This window comes from Morganella morganii (genome assembly GCF_041099235.1).
Lineage (GTDB): Bacteria > Pseudomonadota > Gammaproteobacteria > Enterobacterales > Enterobacteriaceae > Morganella > Morganella morganii_E.
This window is the reverse complement of record NZ_JBFZSO010000002.1, coordinates 162,014-178,351: the sequence shown is the minus strand read 5'-3', so window position 1 is coordinate 178,351 and position 16,338 is coordinate 162,014. Positions and strand designations below refer to the sequence as shown.

General features: G+C 48.8%; 9 protein-coding genes. 7 read left to right on the top strand and 2 right to left on the bottom strand.

Going from position 1 to position 16,338, the window contains the following annotated elements:
- Positions 1–47: 47 nt before the first annotated feature.
- A complete protein-coding gene (locus AB7038_RS04180) occupies positions 48–7,394 on the bottom strand; it encodes an autotransporter outer membrane beta-barrel domain-containing protein (RefSeq protein WP_369452820.1) in 7,347 nt (2,448 codons plus the stop codon).
- Positions 7,395–8,551: 1,157 nt separating this feature from the next.
- On the opposite strand from AB7038_RS04180, the gene AB7038_RS04175 reads away from it, so the two are divergent.
- Positions 8,552–8,923, top strand: coding sequence for a DnaJ family domain-containing protein (locus AB7038_RS04175; RefSeq protein WP_175547143.1), 372 nt, complete (start codon positions 8,552–8,554; stop codon positions 8,921–8,923).
- 10 nt (positions 8,924–8,933) lie between these two features.
- On the opposite strand, the gene AB7038_RS04170 is transcribed toward AB7038_RS04175, so the two are convergent.
- Positions 8,934–9,389: a regulatory protein RecX gene (locus tag AB7038_RS04170; protein ID WP_369452819.1), complete on the bottom strand. Its 456-nt coding sequence runs from the start codon at positions 9,387–9,389 to the stop codon at positions 8,934–8,936.
- A 73-nt stretch (positions 9,390–9,462) separates the two neighbouring features.
- Between AB7038_RS04170 and AB7038_RS04165 the strand changes: the two genes are divergently transcribed.
- The 6 genes from AB7038_RS04165 to AB7038_RS04140 all read left to right on the top strand — a co-directional run bounded on the left by AB7038_RS04165 (position 9,463) and on the right by AB7038_RS04140 (position 16,321).
- Positions 9,463–9,645 (top strand): hypothetical protein, encoded by a 183-nt coding sequence (locus AB7038_RS04165; RefSeq protein ID WP_052926688.1) that lies wholly within the window; start codon positions 9,463–9,465, stop codon positions 9,643–9,645.
- A 698-nt stretch (positions 9,646–10,343) separates the two neighbouring features.
- A complete protein-coding gene (locus tag AB7038_RS04160) occupies positions 10,344–10,898 on the top strand; it encodes a fimbrial protein (protein ID WP_368889883.1) in 555 nt (184 codons plus the stop codon).
- A 50-nt stretch (positions 10,899–10,948) separates the two neighbouring features.
- Positions 10,949–11,647: a fimbrial biogenesis chaperone gene (locus AB7038_RS04155; protein ID WP_440590458.1), complete on the top strand. Its 699-nt coding sequence runs from the start codon at positions 10,949–10,951 to the stop codon at positions 11,645–11,647.
- An 11-nt stretch (positions 11,648–11,658) separates the two neighbouring features.
- Positions 11,659–14,148, top strand: a complete 2,490-nt coding sequence (locus AB7038_RS04150; protein ID WP_369452817.1) for a fimbria/pilus outer membrane usher protein — start codon at positions 11,659–11,661, stop codon at positions 14,146–14,148.
- A 15-nt stretch (positions 14,149–14,163) separates the two neighbouring features.
- Complete coding sequence (locus AB7038_RS04145) at positions 14,164–15,231, top strand: fimbrial protein (protein ID WP_368889880.1); 1,068 nt, start codon at positions 14,164–14,166, stop codon at positions 15,229–15,231.
- Between the two features lie 298 nt (positions 15,232–15,529).
- Positions 15,530–16,321 (top strand): protein bax, encoded by a 792-nt coding sequence (locus AB7038_RS04140; RefSeq protein WP_368889879.1) that lies wholly within the window; start codon positions 15,530–15,532, stop codon positions 16,319–16,321.
- Positions 16,322–16,338: the final 17 nt, after the last annotated feature.

The window sequence follows — 16,338 nt, the reverse complement described above, 5'->3', positions numbered from 1 at the left end:
AATCCCCCTGTGGCAACACAGGGGGATTTTTATCTCAGCGGTTCAGCTTATTTCCACTGGTACTTCACACCGATCATCGCACGGTCACCGGAGTAATCATTCGACCCCATCTGATGAGAAACGTTACCCCAGACTGTCCAGTTTGGTGAAATCTGCCCTTCCACACCGGCCTTGATTTCAAACCGGTTCGCCGGACGATCATCACTGAAGGTGTAGTGTTTATTAAAGGTCATATCACTCTTCGCCGTACTGTGCAGCCAGTTTACCTCAACAAACGGCTGAGCGGATTTATCTGACTGTTTCTGGTTTGCGTAGGTCAGACGGGCACCCAGACGGGTATCCACACTGTTACTGCGTCCGCCTTTCATCACCAGACCGGTGCCGCTGCTGCTATCATCGGAATCATACGAATTAAAGATAACCTGCGCCTGCGGTGTTAACAGCCACTGTTTATCCGCATCCGGTTTGTACACCGCCATGCTGTAGCCGGTTTCAACAGAAGCACTGACTAAGCGGCTCTTATAATCCGATGAGTTGCCGGCCATGGAGACTTTATTATCAAACCAGGAATACTGTGCCCAGACATCCGCATAAGCATTGTTTTCATCTTCGCGGTTCTGATACCAGGTGCCGTATAAACCGACGCTGTAAGCACGATCAATTTTCGCATCGGCTTTCGTACCGGTCCGTTTGGCGCTGCTGGTGTAATCAGACTTACCGATTGCACCCATGATACCGCCGCGGATCGTGGTGTCCTGTGCATCATTGTTCCAGTTGATAATATCGCCGCCCAGCTGGGTGGTGTAGGTATCCCCTTTCAGACGCAGTGAACGGCTGACCGCATCCTGACGCTGACGATCCCCGGTGATACGCAGCCAGACAGAAGAGGCGTTTTCATCCCCTTTAAAGCTGTCGGCATAGTGCGGCTCGCCCAGGCGATCATGCAGGGTCATGGAGAACATACCCAGTGCCGCCATGCGGTTAGCCATGTGTCCGCCGATTTCCGGGTTCACGTTACGGTTCGGATCTTCCTTGTTTTCATCCGGTGGATAAACATTGGTATCATAAGAATCGAGATACCAGCTGTCATCTTTATACCCTTTGTGTAACAGGTATTCGTACACTCCGATGGCGACCGGCCCGCCCAGTTTAAAGGCATTTTTATCCGATTTTCCGCCGACATGAACCACTTTAATCGCATCCGGCTGTTTCAGTGTATCCGCACCTTTACCGCCGACATTATTAATGTTCAGCGTGGTCGCGCCGTTTTTCCCGGTAAACACATTACCGTCAACCACCAGCTGGTCTGTCATGGTTTCCTCATGACCTTTGTTCAGCACGGTATTCAGTGTGATCGAACCGCCGTTCGCGGTGAAATCCCCGCCGACATTCAGACGGCTTTCGGTCTCTTTCTTACTCGCGAGCCAGATGCTGCCGCCGTTGTTGACAAAGTTGCCGTCAACACGGTAATCCGTTGCCTGTCCGAGATCTTTCTTATCCAATTCACCGACATAGAACTGACCGGCGTTATTCACGCTGCCTTTCAGTGTGCCCTGACCGGCAAATATACCCTGAGTACCGATATTCATCTGACGGCTGTTCATCACCAGTGCGGAATCATAGCTCCCCGCCTGCAATGTACCGTTCTGAATCTCCGTGGTACCGGTATACTGCGCTGATTTATCTGTCAGCGTGATACGGCCCGCCCCCTGTTTCACCAGGGTCCCGGTCCCGGTAACACTGTTGGTCAGATCCCACGGCTGTTTGCCGTCATTGTGCGTCAGCACCAGCGTACCGGCGTTTTCAATCGCCGCACTGCCGATATGCTCTGCCTGTGAGGCACGCAGTGTACTGTCTGCATCCGTAGTGAAACGTCCGCTGAACCCGCTGTTATCTGCCGTCAGCTGTGCGTCCGATTTCTGCGCGATTTCGGTGGTGCCGCTGCCGGTCAGCTGATTACGCAGCAGACCCTGTGCCCCTTCCGTGCGCAGTGTACCCGCCACCGCGATCAGGCTGTCGCCCAGACCCGCGATATTACGGATAGTAACCTGTGCGGGCTGATCGATAGTCACTGCGGAATGCATTCCGTTGTTTGCTCCGGCGATGGTCAGCGTGTCGTTATTCACCACCAGTTGGCCATCCTGAGTACCGCTCAGAGAGCCGTTCACCTCACCGCCGTTTTTCACCGTCAGTTTGCCTTTACCGAGCGCCACCAGGCTGTTTGCCGCAGACGTGAGTTTCCCGGCGGTCTGCTCTGTACCGGCACCGGCTGTACTGGTCAGTTCAACCGCAGTCCCGGACGCCAGATCCAGCAACTGTGTATTCCCTAACACATTATCCGCTTCTGCCCGTAATTTGCCGTGACGGACAAACGTGCTGCCGGTGTAATCATTGCTGTTATTAGACAGCGTGACATATTCACTTGCGGTATCAATTGCCAGGTCGCCCTGTCCGGTGATTTTCGCCCCGAGGTTAGCGGCTGAACCGGATTTTCCGGCCTGCGCAGCCAGCACCAGTGCATCACTGCCTTTACCCAGCAGATCCACTTCGGTCAGCTTATAGGCCACATATAAGCCATCTGCTTTACCACCGGCGTTTGCACTGGTCTGTAAGCCGTAATCATAGGTGCCTTTCGCAACCACTTTGCCGTCCTGGCGCAGATCCTGCTCTGTCTTCGTATTTGACGGGATCACATTGCCGTCTTTATCCGTCAGTTGCAGATTCAGTCCGCCGGTGTAATCCGAGGCCTGCCCGGCATTCACCAGTTGAGCGACCGAATCACTTTCATCCTGCTCCAGCAGAGGCACTTTATTGTTAGCTGACGGCGCTGGCAGGTTATCAAAACCGTCCGCTTTCACCTGAACCGTCCCTTTGGCGTTGTCCAGTTCCAGTGAATTCACACTGATGTTGTCATCAATGATCCGGCTGCCGGTAATATTGTCTTTAAAGGCCAGTGTCCCGCCGCTCATTGCCAGGCGATCAAATGATTGTGTGCCGACCCCTTCACGGACTGTCGCCACTGCCTTATCACCGATATTCAGACGGGATTTTTGCAGCGCACGGGTGTTGTCACCGGCGATATCAAAGGTGCCGTTTGTCAGACGCAGCGTACCGGTGAAGTTATCTCCCGCAAAAGCCGCGCTCTTATTATTAAAGGCAAATGCCTGTCCCGCCGTTGAGGTGGTGACCAGACCATTTCCCTGTAACTGATGAGCAAAGGTATGTGCCTGGTTCTGATTGATAAACAGCTCACCACCTTGTTTCACGGTGATACCGTCATCTGCCGTCTGTTCATTCAGCGTGATGTCGGTATTACGAAGTTCAAAACGGCCTTCCTCAACATTCAGTTTTTCAAAACCGCTGATTTTACTGCTGTCCTGTAATACATAGTGGCTTTTTTTGCCTTTCAGCGTCAGCGTATCCTGCCCGCCGCCGCCTGCGGTCAGATTGCCGAACAGGGCATCACTTTGTGCTTCATAGACATTTTGCAGAATCACATTGTTACGGCCATTACCGGTCATACCGTTTTTCAGTTGCGTACCACCGTTCAGAGTGATGGTATTATTCCCGTGACCCGTCATCAGTGTGTCAGTCTGAGCCGTATCCTTCATTTCAATCGTGTTATTACCGTTACCGGCGGACAATATTCCGGTTTTCGCGCCGCCGTGCAGCATCGCGGTATTGTCGCCGTGACCGGTGATCAGCTCACTGGTTGTACCGCTCAGATCAATCCTGTTGGTACCGTTGCCCAGTATAGATTTTCCGCTGATAGTCCCGCTGTTGCCGAAGCTGATATTGCTGTTCTGACCCGCATCAACCGCGATGCCGTTTGTTATATCCGCCGCAGTAATTTCGCCGCTGTTGGTGAAGCTGAATGCATTTTTCAGCGCAATCAGATTCACCACACTGTGGTCAGATGCTGATGTCAGTTTGCCGCTCTGTGTGATGTTTTTGGTCTGGCCAAGCACCACCAGCGCGGATTCGCCTTCTGCTGATTCGATATTGACATTCATTCCGCTGATAACATCACCGGACGTATTGGTCACAATACCGTTGCCGCCCTTATCTTTCACATTGATCGTAGTGCCTTTAGCGCCGGAGGTGTCGAGATTGCTTTTCGCCATCGTCACGTCGCCTTTGCCGTCATCCGCTTCCAGTTTCAGACCGGAAGCTCTTTCACCGCTGACCGTGATCGTGCCGCTGCCCTCTAACTGAAATGCGCCGGTATCATCGTCCACATTCAGTAAATGAAGACCGCTGCCGCTGCCGGTGACGCTAATATTGGCGTTATCCAGACGTACCGCAGAGCCGGAGTGTACCCGTACCGCATCTGCCGATTTTTCACCGAGGATAGTACCGGTGCCGCCGATAGCCATTGACGAGTTTTTATTCAGACGAATTGCCGCAGTGCCATCATTAGCGGTGATATTCCCGCTGTTTGTCACATAGGAGCTTCCGCCGTAAATATCAACACCGACGCCATTCACCGTAATATCGGCAGTGTTATCAACGTTACCGCTTTCCACACGAATACCGGTGGCGTTATCGGCTTTACTGAAATCAATATTGCCCTTATGGTTGAGCACACCACCATTGATCACTTTATAACCGATGGCGTTTTTCGCGATATTGTCATTAATGCCGCCCGATTTCAGGTGAGCATACGAGTTCAGTGTGGTGCTGCCCGATCCGTTTGCGATCTGGTTTCCATTAATATCATAATAATTACCATCAATAATCGCGATGGTGGCCCCTTCACCGCTGACATTAATGGTGGTGGCGTTATCCAGACTCACCTGACCATCAGCTCCGGCACCGTTTGCCAGATACAGACCGGTTGCATCCTTACCGTTAACATTCAGCTCCATACTGCCGGTTTCAACTTTTGTGCCTTTATCCGCAATATAAAAACCACGGCTTTCTTCACCATTAACATCAAAATGGTAGCGTGTTTTACCGTCATTGGATGCCAGGAACTGCGCTTTCTGATCAACACGGAACAGCGTGGAATCGTTATTATTCAGTTCCAGGTTTACATCTCCGCCGCCGAAATTGATTCTGGAACTGTCTGCTGCATCACTGCCTTTACGGCCGGCGATCCAGTACCCCGTCTGATTGACAGAGTTGTTATCAAACAGCACCTGTCCCTTGTTAAGATCAATCTGACCACCGGCACGGGCAAATACCCCGACCGTGTTATCGCCTTTCAGTTCAACGGTTCCGCCCTTAATCTCCACTTTGGCATCATCGGCACGGATACCGGTGGTACGGGCCGGTTTTTTACCATCAACTGTTTTAGCGCTGTTTGTCACAATCACGTCACCGGTGTGCGTGATCGTTGAATCACCCAGTGCAAACAGGCCGACAGAGCCTTCACCGGAAACATTGATAGTTCCGCGGTTTTCGATAACATCATTCGCCTGCTTTTTGCCGGACACCCGCATCCCGACGGTATAACTGCCGGCAGTATTAATCTCATGATTATTAAGAACTGTCAGTTCGGAACCCGCAGTACGATCAGGCGTTGACGTCACGTTAATCCCGACCGCATTACTGACGCCTTTATCGATAGTAATTGTGCCGTTATTGACAATTTCGTTTTTGCCATCGGCGGCAATATGCTTATCCAGCAATGCTGCCACAGCATTCGACATTACCCGCATATCCCAGGTATCATCCTTACGGCCGCCTGCCAGTATCACACCGTCTGCGCCCATCAGAATATCACCATCGTTGACAAATGATGCGCCGCGGACTTCAACACCGGTGACAGTTCCCTGTTCAGCAGCAATACCTTTCTGCCCCAGCAGCAAAGATGCACCTTTAGCGTTAGTCACGAGTGCGCCGCCGGTCGCCGTCACACCGGTATTCGCAGTAACGTCGCTGTCGGCCCGGTCATTATTGGCCAGGTTAAATGCCTCAACCGCAATTTTACCGAGGTTGATATACTGTGCTTTTTCCCCTGTCACCTGATCGCCGTGAATACGGGTTGTACCATCACCCAGATTCAGGGTGCCGCTGTTGGTAAATTCCGCATTATCAATTAACGCATTCTGGCCTTTGTAATTCGGGACAGACGTTGTGGCCTTGTGGAACACTTTCGCACCGTCATGCGCATAGATATGATAAGCGCGGTAAGTACCTGCATCTGATATCGTTTCACCACGGATATCTGCGCCGTCATTGATATTCAGCACACTGCCGTCACCGGCAACCTCAAAAATGGATCGATAGCCGATAGCCGCAGTAACGGCTTTATTCAGGTTGATATTTTTATCTTCCAGGCTTTTCAGGTCGATATTAACGTCAAAATAATCTTTACCCTGCGGAGCGCCGGTAACCGTCGCACCGACCAGATCTTTATATTCCTGTCCGGTTAATTTATTCGCCTTGACCGCTTCGATTAATAATTCATTATACGCCGCCAGCCCTGCCGCATCGCCGATAGCAATGGTGCCACCGGTGTGATAGGTCCGGCCGTTTGATCCGGTAAAGCCATCAAGTCCTTTAGGCACAGGAACACTGGCAATCAACTGATTTTTCGGCTGAAGTTTATATTTCACCGTACCGGAAGAGATATCCATACCATACGCTTCACCGAAATTGACATGCAGTTTACTGGTGGTATTAATGGTTGCTTTTTCACCGGGATCTGCCTTTGCCACAAACAATGAACTGTCTTTGATAAAATCAATATTCCAGTCAACATTGTTTTTTGCAGTCATATCCAGAACACCGTTATTCACTTCCGCAAGCGTCAGATGATAAAACGGCGATATCATCGGCTGTTTTTCCAGCAGATAGACACCCAGATCCGGGTTAACGGTGACTTTGAATTTATCGGTATTATAGGCCTGCAGGTAAGCTGTTTTTCCGTCTTCGGTTTCCCATTCGATCTGCTCAAAGGCAGACGGATTATCCGGCACCCGCCAGTCTTCAATCGCACTCAGTGCAGCATCACCGGGAAGTGCCTGTCCGTCGCGATATTCGGTAATTGAAATAACTTTATTTTCGTCGGTATTCTTGGCCCATAAATCCTGCAAATTAAACCAGGTTGTCTGATACTCAAGGTTATTCGTAAATTTTGTTTCATCCTGAATTAAATTAAGATCTTTAACTTTGCCATCGTTAATAACCCGGGATTGTTTTTTCTCGTTTGAATTATTTACCCACGTTTTAGTTGTACTGTCATATTGTGCAGGAAGATACTCAGTTTCTAACAACAGACTCTCAGGATCCGCCGCCAGCGCAGAGACGCTCACCCCGCTTCCCATCAGCATTGCCAGTGATAACAGCGCCAGTTTTTTCCCTTTCTTTGCACCCTTTGCGAATTCAGATGCGACAACAGAATTCCCTGTCCGTTGATTTTTTACGACTTTGAATATTTTATTCATTGTTTATTTTTCTCAAAATTGAAGGACGTGAATAAGGAAATTCCAGGTGCAGAAAACCCTGACGCATTTAATGCATCACAGAAAAAAATGTGCCGTCACCTGAGCGGCTGACGGTTATCAGCGTAATGGGGTTATTTAATTAATTTATTTAACGTTCACCTGAATTGCCCTGTATCCGGACTCAGAAAATTTTACTTATGGTTGAATCGGCGGCGTATTATAGAGAGGGGATTTCGAATGTCTATAGCGGTTTTAGGAATCATCCTAAGCTAAATTCACTACAAAATAATCATAAAAAGATAAATAACCACAAAATTACAAATTGAACGCGTAATTACTTACATGTAACACTGATTGGCTTGTTAATTTCACTTACCCAAATACAGCCACTCGGCGATATTTAAATTCAATAAAACTAAAATTTCAAAATAAATAATTTGATTTATGAATTATTTTTAGATTTATTAACTAATCATTTTACAATATGTAATTCATTCAATTTATTTCCAAACATAACATGGCACACACTTCCGTTACATTATTGCATGCATTTTTATGCACACAATGTGAATTTAAAAAACTTTAACTTTTTTTGGGCTATTTTTGATAAAAAGCACAAATAGTTCATTTTACGCATTAAATGCGTATGCAATTTAACTCACAAGCAGCTTTCGTGATACAAATCACAGTAAAATACCGATCAATTAATAAACACAAAATAAACATAAAAATAACAAAAAAAGCACTGACAGCAGGAAGACACCTCCGTTACCATTAAGCTAAATTACTTATTTAACGCGTTTAAAGTAAGAGCATTGCCTTATTTAAGCCGGTTAATCACGCCATTTTCGCCATATAACCAAAAATAGCAGTGAAAAATAGCAATACAGGATAAACACAGAAAAGCACTTTCCTGCGATTAAATACGCATTTAATGCGTATAACGATACAAACAGCAGGTATTACTCAGATCGTACCTCAAACAAATATCCCTTCACCAAAAAATGCATTTTCATGCATTTCAGACCTGAATTTGATTCAGTTATTATGCAACGGTAAATAATCCGGTTATGCGTAAAACAGGTTATTTATGCGGCAAAAACAGGCTCTGTTATAATAAGGAAGTGACAACAGGTGACAGGGGAAGCGGACACAGCATGACGATTTTTGACACACTGGCTGAGCAGCATATTCAGGCTGCACTTGAAAAGGGGGAATTACAGGGACTGGCAGGAGAAGGGAAGCCGCTCACATTGGATGATGACAGCCATGTTCCCCCTGAACTGCGGGTGGGTTACCGGTTACTGAAAAATGCAGGATATCTTCCTCCGGCATTACTGGCCCGGCAGGAGGCGGTTTCACTGGCGGAATTATTGTCCGCTCTGCCGCCGGACAGCACAGAATATGAGCAGACAAACAAACGCTTACGGTTGCTGGCGTTACAGATGCAGCAGGCGGGACTCAATACGGATTTTCTGTATCACCGTTACCATGACGCGATACAGCAGGCACTGAATAAAAATAAATAATGCCTGCCCGTCAGTACAGTTCATAAATCTGATCAGACGTGAAACCCCGGTACGTCAGGTAACGCATCTGTTTTTGCTTCTCTTTATAGTCAGCCGGTACGCTCTCCCCGAATTTCTTCATTTTTGCCTCACGGGCCTGCTCAAACCAGTCGGTCTCCTGCGCGGAAAAAACCGCATCAATCAGTTCACCGTCAAACCCTTTCTGGCGTAATTCCTGACGGATCCGCACCGGTCCGTGCAGTTTTCTCACCCCGGCCTGAAAAAACAGCGCGATACTGCGGGTGTCATCCAGATACTGTGAGTCTGTCAGCCGCGCCATCACCCGCGGCAGAACATGCTCTTCCGTCGGGGAGGTATCCTGCTTTTCGGCTATTTTCCGTTTCAGTTTGCGGGCCAGTTCTGCCCCGGCATATTCCCGCCGTCCCAGCAGCCATATGGCATAATGATAAAGTTGTTTTTCATCCATCGTGACACCTGCGTGTTATCCGTTAAAATCGTGGTAACATACCATATTCCCACTATATTCAGAGAGACAGACAATGGCACAACTGACGCCGGAAGAAAAAGTATATGTTGATGACCTCGCGATGCAGCGGGTTGATGATATGAACAGTGATGAATTTCTGGTTCGTCAGCTGGATGACAAAATCCACGGGCTGGCATCTCACCTGAAAGACTACTTTGAAGAACGTCTGGCTTTCCATAAACAGAACAAAAACTGATCCTGTCCGGGCAGCCGCAATGCTGCCCGCTGCTTTTTTCCCGCCTGAAATAATCGCCATATAAATAATTACATTCGTTATCAGCCGATTCTGATAGTTATCCTGCTGCACTTAAAATAAAGTTGAAAACAATTAAAGTTCTCTGTCATTGTGCCGATAATCAATAGCGGAATCATTATGAGTGCTTGATTTTACGTTGTTAATATCGCTAATGATAATTATTCTTAATTGTTGCAACCAATAATTATAAAGAAAAAATAATATTAAATACTGCATTTTTTAACATATATTAAATGAATATTTAAAAACATTAACAACAATCAACAAATAACATCGCAATAACATAAAAACACAATATATAAAACCATAAGTAACTATCTGTATCCGGATATTACAGATAAAACTCACCTTTTAATCCGTAAATCAGAAAAATACTTCAATTAATCATTTCATGACTATATACTCTGTTTCGTTTTAGTTATGCCTTCCATTCTGATGTATAAGAAACTTCTTTCCTGTTAACGGTAATAAAAAATTGCCGGGGAAAACTATTTCTTATTGATGCTACTAACTAAATAAACCCTGCTGATTTGTTTTTTCAGAATCGGCTAAAAATCACTATGACTAAAAATAAATTTACGGGTAACGTAATTAATTCCGTTTCCGTATTTATTATATATTCCATCCCGGAGAGGATAATGAATAAAAAATTCGCTCTTGCAGCGTCTCTTTCCTTTATTTTTGTTGCTAACTCTGCGTCTGCGGCGACTACCGCATCCGGTGGTTCAATCAATTTTACCGGTTTTATTACAGATGCCACCTGTACCATTAATAACGGTAATGCAAACATGTCAGTATTATTAGACCCGGTTACTGTTAACCTGTTCAATAAACAGGGTCCTATCGAAGAAGGCAAAAAAGCATTTTCCATTGAATTATCAGACTGTAACGCCAGCGACAAAGACAGTAAGTCACTGCATATTAATTTCGCATCCACCAATCTGATTGCCAATAACGGCAATTATCTGATCAATCAGGAAACGGATGAGAAAGGCAATCCTAAAAATGTCGGGATTGCGTTAACATCACAGAAAAGTGATGAAGTCATTAATTTAAACACACCATACGATACAAAAATCATTTCTGATAATGGCGTTATGCAGTTTTATGCAAAATATTACAAAGTCGGCAGCGAGCCTGCTCAGCCGGGTAAAATTAATACCATGCTGACATATAACCTGTCTTACTTCTGATATTTTCAGGCCTCTTTAATTCAGGGGCCTGACTTTTGAAAATACACATCATGAAAAAAATCATCTTAACATTGTTGTTATTAACAGTGACATTTGTCAGTCCGGCAAACGTTATTATTAATTCCACCCGTGTTATTTATCCGCAGGGAAGTAAAGAGGTTCCGGTACAATTATTTAACACCGGAACACAGCAGGCATTAGTCCAGGCATGGATTGATGACGGCAACCCCGATTCCACCCCGGAAACAGCGAATGTCCCGTTTATCCTGACACCGCCGGTGGTAAAAATCGACGGTAAAAATGGTCAGCAGCTGCGGGTGAAAATGACCCCGGTACAGCTTCCGGCGGACAGAGAATCCCTGTTTTATCTGAATTTACTGGATATTCCGCCGCTGCCGGAAAACAGTGCCGATAAAAACATGATGCAGATTGCTATCCGCTCCCGAATCAAACTGTTTTACCGCCCGTCCGGTCTGACCCTGAGTGCGGATAAAGCCCATACCCGCCTGACATTCACCCGTGACGGTCAGCGCTATATTCTGAAAAATGACTCTCCGTATCATATTAATATTCTCGGCCTGAAAGAAACCGCGAGCAGCCGTGATCTGGCGGAAGAAGGCACGATGATTGCCCCTTATTCTCAGTTTACGCTGCCTGCCGCAGCCGGATTACCGGCCGGAAATCACTATTCGCTGACACTGATCGACGATTTCGGTGCCATCAATACCTATCCGCTGTCACTGAACTGAACAGCAGCCTGATGCCGCGCCCTGTCCGCCGTTTTTCCGCCCTTGTTTCACTGTTGCCGGTGCTGCTCAGCACACCGGCAGCCGGGGCCGGTTTTAATACCAACTTCCTTTACGGTGATTCCGCCAAAGCGGATTTATCGCGTTTTGATCGTGACGATACCCTGCCCGACGGTGAATACACCGTTGAAATCAGTGTGAACGGAGAATGGAAGGGACGATTTCCGCTGCGTCTGCAACAAAGCGGACACACAATTCTGATCCCGCAGGACGATGTGCCGAAACTGGGACTTCGTGACAGCACACCGCCGCCGCAGGCCGATGAAGACGGTTATGTCGTGCTGAGCAGTCTGGTGCCGCCTGAGAGTTATACCCTGAACACCGGACAGTTTCAGCTGGCACTGAATGTGCCGCAGGCAATGCTGAATACCGTGCTTAAAGGATATGTCGACCCATCGCGGTGGGATCAGGGCATTAATGCCGCGATGGTCAGTTATAACGCCAACTATTATCACGCCACTAATAAACGTGACGGCAGTGATAACGACAACGCGTATCTGACCCTGAGCAGTGGCCTGAATCTGGCCGGCTGGCAACTGCGGGATCAATCCTCTGTGACCTACAGCAGCGGACAGAGCACACAATGGAATAACAACACCCGTTACCTTCAGCGCGGTTTTCCGGCAATCAAATCTGATTTCCGTGCCGGCGACAGCTACACCTCCAACGAACTGTTCGATTCCGTCCGTTTCCGGGGCGCAACCCTGAAAACAGATATGCGCATGTATCCCGATGCCTGGCAGGGCTTTTCTCCGGTCGTGCGCGGCGTGGCGCAGACCAACGCACTGGTCAGAATCTATCAGGATTCACAGCTTATCTGGCAGCAGAGCGTACCGCCCGGCCCGTTTGTGGTCGATTCCCTGCTGCCGACCGGTTCCGGCGGGGATCTGCAGGTGGAAGTAAATGAAGCGGACGGACAAATCAACCGCTTTATGGTGCCATTCTCCGCTGTCCCGAATATGTTAAAGGAAGGACTCTTTAAATATGAGCTGAATGCCGGTGAAGTCCGTCTGACAGATACCGCTTATCATCCGGATTTCGCGCAGCTGAATCTCCTGTACGGCATTAATAACACGCTGACCGGCTACGGCGGCGTGATTGCGGCGGAAAATTATCAGGCGTTTCTGCTCGGCAGCGGGTTTAATCTGCCGATCGGTGCATTATCCGTAGATATCACGCACTCTGATGCCCGGTTCGGTCAGGACATGCCGCGTTACCGGGGTGAGAGCTACAAAGTGGCTTACAGCCGTTTTATTCATCAGACCAATACCAATTTTTCGCTGGCGGCTTACCGTTATTCCACCAGCGGCTATTTCAGCCTGACAGATGCGGTGCAGTATCAGGAACTGCTTAACCGGCAGGATCTTACCGGCGATCTTTCCGTGCAGTCACAGAGTTACCGCCAGCGCAGTACCTTTAATGTCAATATCAACCAGCGGATCGGCGCGGATTACGGCTCGGTTTATCTCGCCGGTACGCTGCGTGATTACTGGGGCGGCCAGGGCAGCACCCGTGAATATCAGCTGGGTTATGCCAACAACTGGCAGGATATCAATTACACCCTCAGCGCAGGCCGGACCCGCTACAGCAAAGACAGCAACAACCCGGCAGACAGTAATAATGAAGAAACGCGGATAAACCTGACACTTTCCGTTCCTCTGACCCTGTCCGGGCACAAGGTGTATCTGACGGCAAACAGCATGACAGAAGCAGGCCGCTATCAGAGCAGTAATATCGGCCTGAGCGGTACCGCCGGACAGAGCAACGCGCTGAGTTATAACGTAAATGCCGCGCATCAGCAGTCCGGCGGAACCACTTTCAGCACCAGCGCCGCTTACCGGGCCGCCCCGGCGACACTGAACGCCTCTTACAGTGAATCCGGCCGTTACCGCCAGCTGGGAGCCGGAGCCACCGGCAGTGTGGTGGCCTGGTCCGGTGGTATTCTCACCGCAAATCAGCCGGGGGAAACCTTTGCTGTGGTGAATGTACCGGGCACCGCCAATGCCATCGTAAACAATGACCGCAATGTCACCACCAACACACAGGGGCAGGTTCTGGTGCCTTATCTGTCCGCTTACCGCAAAAACGCGCTGATCCTGGATGCCTCACAGGCACCGGAAGATGCCGCAGAACTGCTTGGCAATGTGCAGGATATCGTGCCTTACGCCGGAGCGGTGACACTCGTCAACTTCAGAACGGACACCAGGCAGGAATTTTATCTGCATGCGGTACGCCGGGACGGCAGGCCGCTGCCGTTCGGCACAGAAGTCACTGACGGGAACAATAACAGCATCGGCTATGTCGGGCAGAACAGCCTCCTTTATATAAGAAGCGAAACGCGGCCGGAACAGATCAATGTCCGCCTGACAGATACGGACAGCGGCTACTGCCGCATCACACTCACACCGGATCCGCAGAGTGCACCTCTGCCCTGTGCAGAATAAAGGGAGACATCACCGATGCTCAGAAAAAAACATATTTTTGCCGGCCTGCTGATGCTGATCGCCGGTTATGCGCAGGCGGAGTGCTACAACGACGGCAACAAACAAGCGCCGCCGCTGATGGCTAATCTGTCGGAAACCTTTTACCGTCAGACAGAAACCACCCTCTATTTTAATACCCGCTACAGCGGGGAATTCAGCTGTAACGGCTACAGCAGCAGTGTCTCCAACGCCTCTTATCTGCAAAAACGTTCCATTGTGGTCGGTTTTCAGAACGGCCGCTATCCGGTTGAGTTCCGGGTGATCGACCTCCAGCCCGGCAGCACTCAGAAATTCGGCTACAGCAGGAACCCGTACCCGGCGGATCGGCTTCAGGCACGTTTTACCCTCAGCGCGCGGGTGATGCCGCAGAACTCACGCAGTGATGTGACAGTGCCCGGCAGCCAGTACCGCTTTGACGGCGCGGTGATCGCCGCGGATACCACCCGCGTCGGCATCCTTCAGTTCTTTGTCCGCCTCGGGCTGGATATCCTTACTTATCTGCTGACCGGACACTGGCCGGAGCATAATGAGGATCTGTTCCTGCAGCCGCTGGATGTCATTTATCAGCCCCGTGAAACTACCTGCACCTTTGATAATGCGGATTTATTAGTCGAACTGCCGCAGGTGGACAGAGCACAGCTGCTGCGTAACAAAACCGCCGGGATGACACGTTTCCAGCTGGATATCTCCTGCCGGGATCGCCTGAACGGCCGCACCAGCCGTCCGGTAAAAGCCTATCTGGCCAGCAACCAGGTCTGGCTGCGGGATATGAAAACCCTCATTGATACCTCGCAGGGCGCGGCACAGGGTGTGGGGATCCGGGTCGGCCGTTATGCGGATACCAATGACAACAGCGCACTGGCGATCAACCCGCCGGGACGGCAGCCGCGTGCGGATTCCTATCTGTTTGAGTGGGGAAAGGACAAATTTATTGAAGTAAATAACGGCTTTAATCTCTGGGCGTATTACTATGTCTATGATGCTGCCCGGCTCAGTGCAGGCCGCATCAATACCACGGCAATCCTCAATTTCGAGTACTACTAATCATAAATTCTGATAAAAATGGCCGGTAAAAACCGCAGAAAAAAGTGAAAACAGGGGCGGTCACCGCGTAAAAAACATTAATTTTCCGGATAAATCCGCCATTTTTGCTAAAATCCGCAGCCGTTTGATGTCCGTTTTAACTTACTAATAGACATACATAAAATCAGAAAACAGAATTTTATCCTGCCAAAGCATACCCGATTAATATTAAACGATGGATAATAAGGCTGGTCTTGGTTTTTCTATTTTGCTAGTATTCGTTCGATTTTTGTTCAGACAATAAAACGAGGAAAAAGCAATGCCCTCTCTTTCGATGAGGACAAATGCAGTCTTCGCTTTCTTGATTTTACTATTCTTTACCGGTTCGGGCTTTGCCTCAACCAGTACCACGACAAGCTTGGCGTATTCACATCAAAACACGCAGCAGTTACAAAAGACGCTGCCTGATTTGAAAAAATACGCGTCAGGTACACCCCGTAAGAAAGCGTTTTTAAATGCCATTGTCCCTGCGATTGACAAAGTGAATCGCGAAATCATGAATGACCGCACCTGGTTACTGGAACGCCGGAATGCCAAACACTGGTCACAGAGTGATATTGCAAAGCTCGGAAAGCTTTGCCGGAGCTATGATATAACATGCAGCTCGCCTAAGCGCACCAACTGGAACGCGCTGCTGAGCCGTGTCGATATCCTGCCCACCCACTTCGTTGCCACACAGGCGGCAACCGAGTCAGGCTGGGGAACATCAAAACTGGCTCAGTCCAACAATAACCTTTTTGGTATGCGTTGCGGACGGGGCTGTAGTGCCAAAGCCGGACAGGTTCAGGGCTACTACGCGTACAGCACTATTGAGGATAGTGTCACTGCTTACATGAAGAATCTGAATACGCATCGTGCTTACAATTCACTGCGTTCAGAAAGGGCAAAACAGCGTCTGGGTGATGATGACTCACTGAGCACACCGGAACTTATCAGTCAGCTGGAAGGTTATTCGCAGAAGGGAGATGCCTATAACCGTTACCTCCGCCAGATGTATGACAGTAACAAAACACTGATCACATCGGCACAGAAGGTCGCCCAAAACTCATAATCGTTCTGTTTTCTGTA

Coding starts and splice junctions, on each gene's coding strand:
- AB7038_RS04180 (WP_369452820.1), bottom strand. CDS start 7,394: ATGAATAAAATATTCAAAGTCGTAAAAAATCAACGGACAGGGAATTCT.
- AB7038_RS04175 (WP_175547143.1), top strand. CDS start 8,552: ATGACGATTTTTGACACACTGGCTGAGCAGCATATTCAGGCTGCACTT.
- AB7038_RS04170 (WP_369452819.1), bottom strand. CDS start 9,389: ATGGATGAAAAACAACTTTATCATTATGCCATATGGCTGCTGGGACGG.
- AB7038_RS04165 (WP_052926688.1), top strand. CDS start 9,463: ATGGCACAACTGACGCCGGAAGAAAAAGTATATGTTGATGACCTCGCG.
- AB7038_RS04160 (WP_368889883.1), top strand. CDS start 10,344: ATGAATAAAAAATTCGCTCTTGCAGCGTCTCTTTCCTTTATTTTTGTT.
- AB7038_RS04155 (WP_440590458.1), top strand. CDS start 10,949: ATGAAAAAAATCATCTTAACATTGTTGTTATTAACAGTGACATTTGTC.
- AB7038_RS04150 (WP_369452817.1), top strand. CDS start 11,659: ATGCCGCGCCCTGTCCGCCGTTTTTCCGCCCTTGTTTCACTGTTGCCG.
- AB7038_RS04145 (WP_368889880.1), top strand. CDS start 14,164: ATGCTCAGAAAAAAACATATTTTTGCCGGCCTGCTGATGCTGATCGCC.
- AB7038_RS04140 (WP_368889879.1), top strand. CDS start 15,530: ATGCCCTCTCTTTCGATGAGGACAAATGCAGTCTTCGCTTTCTTGATT.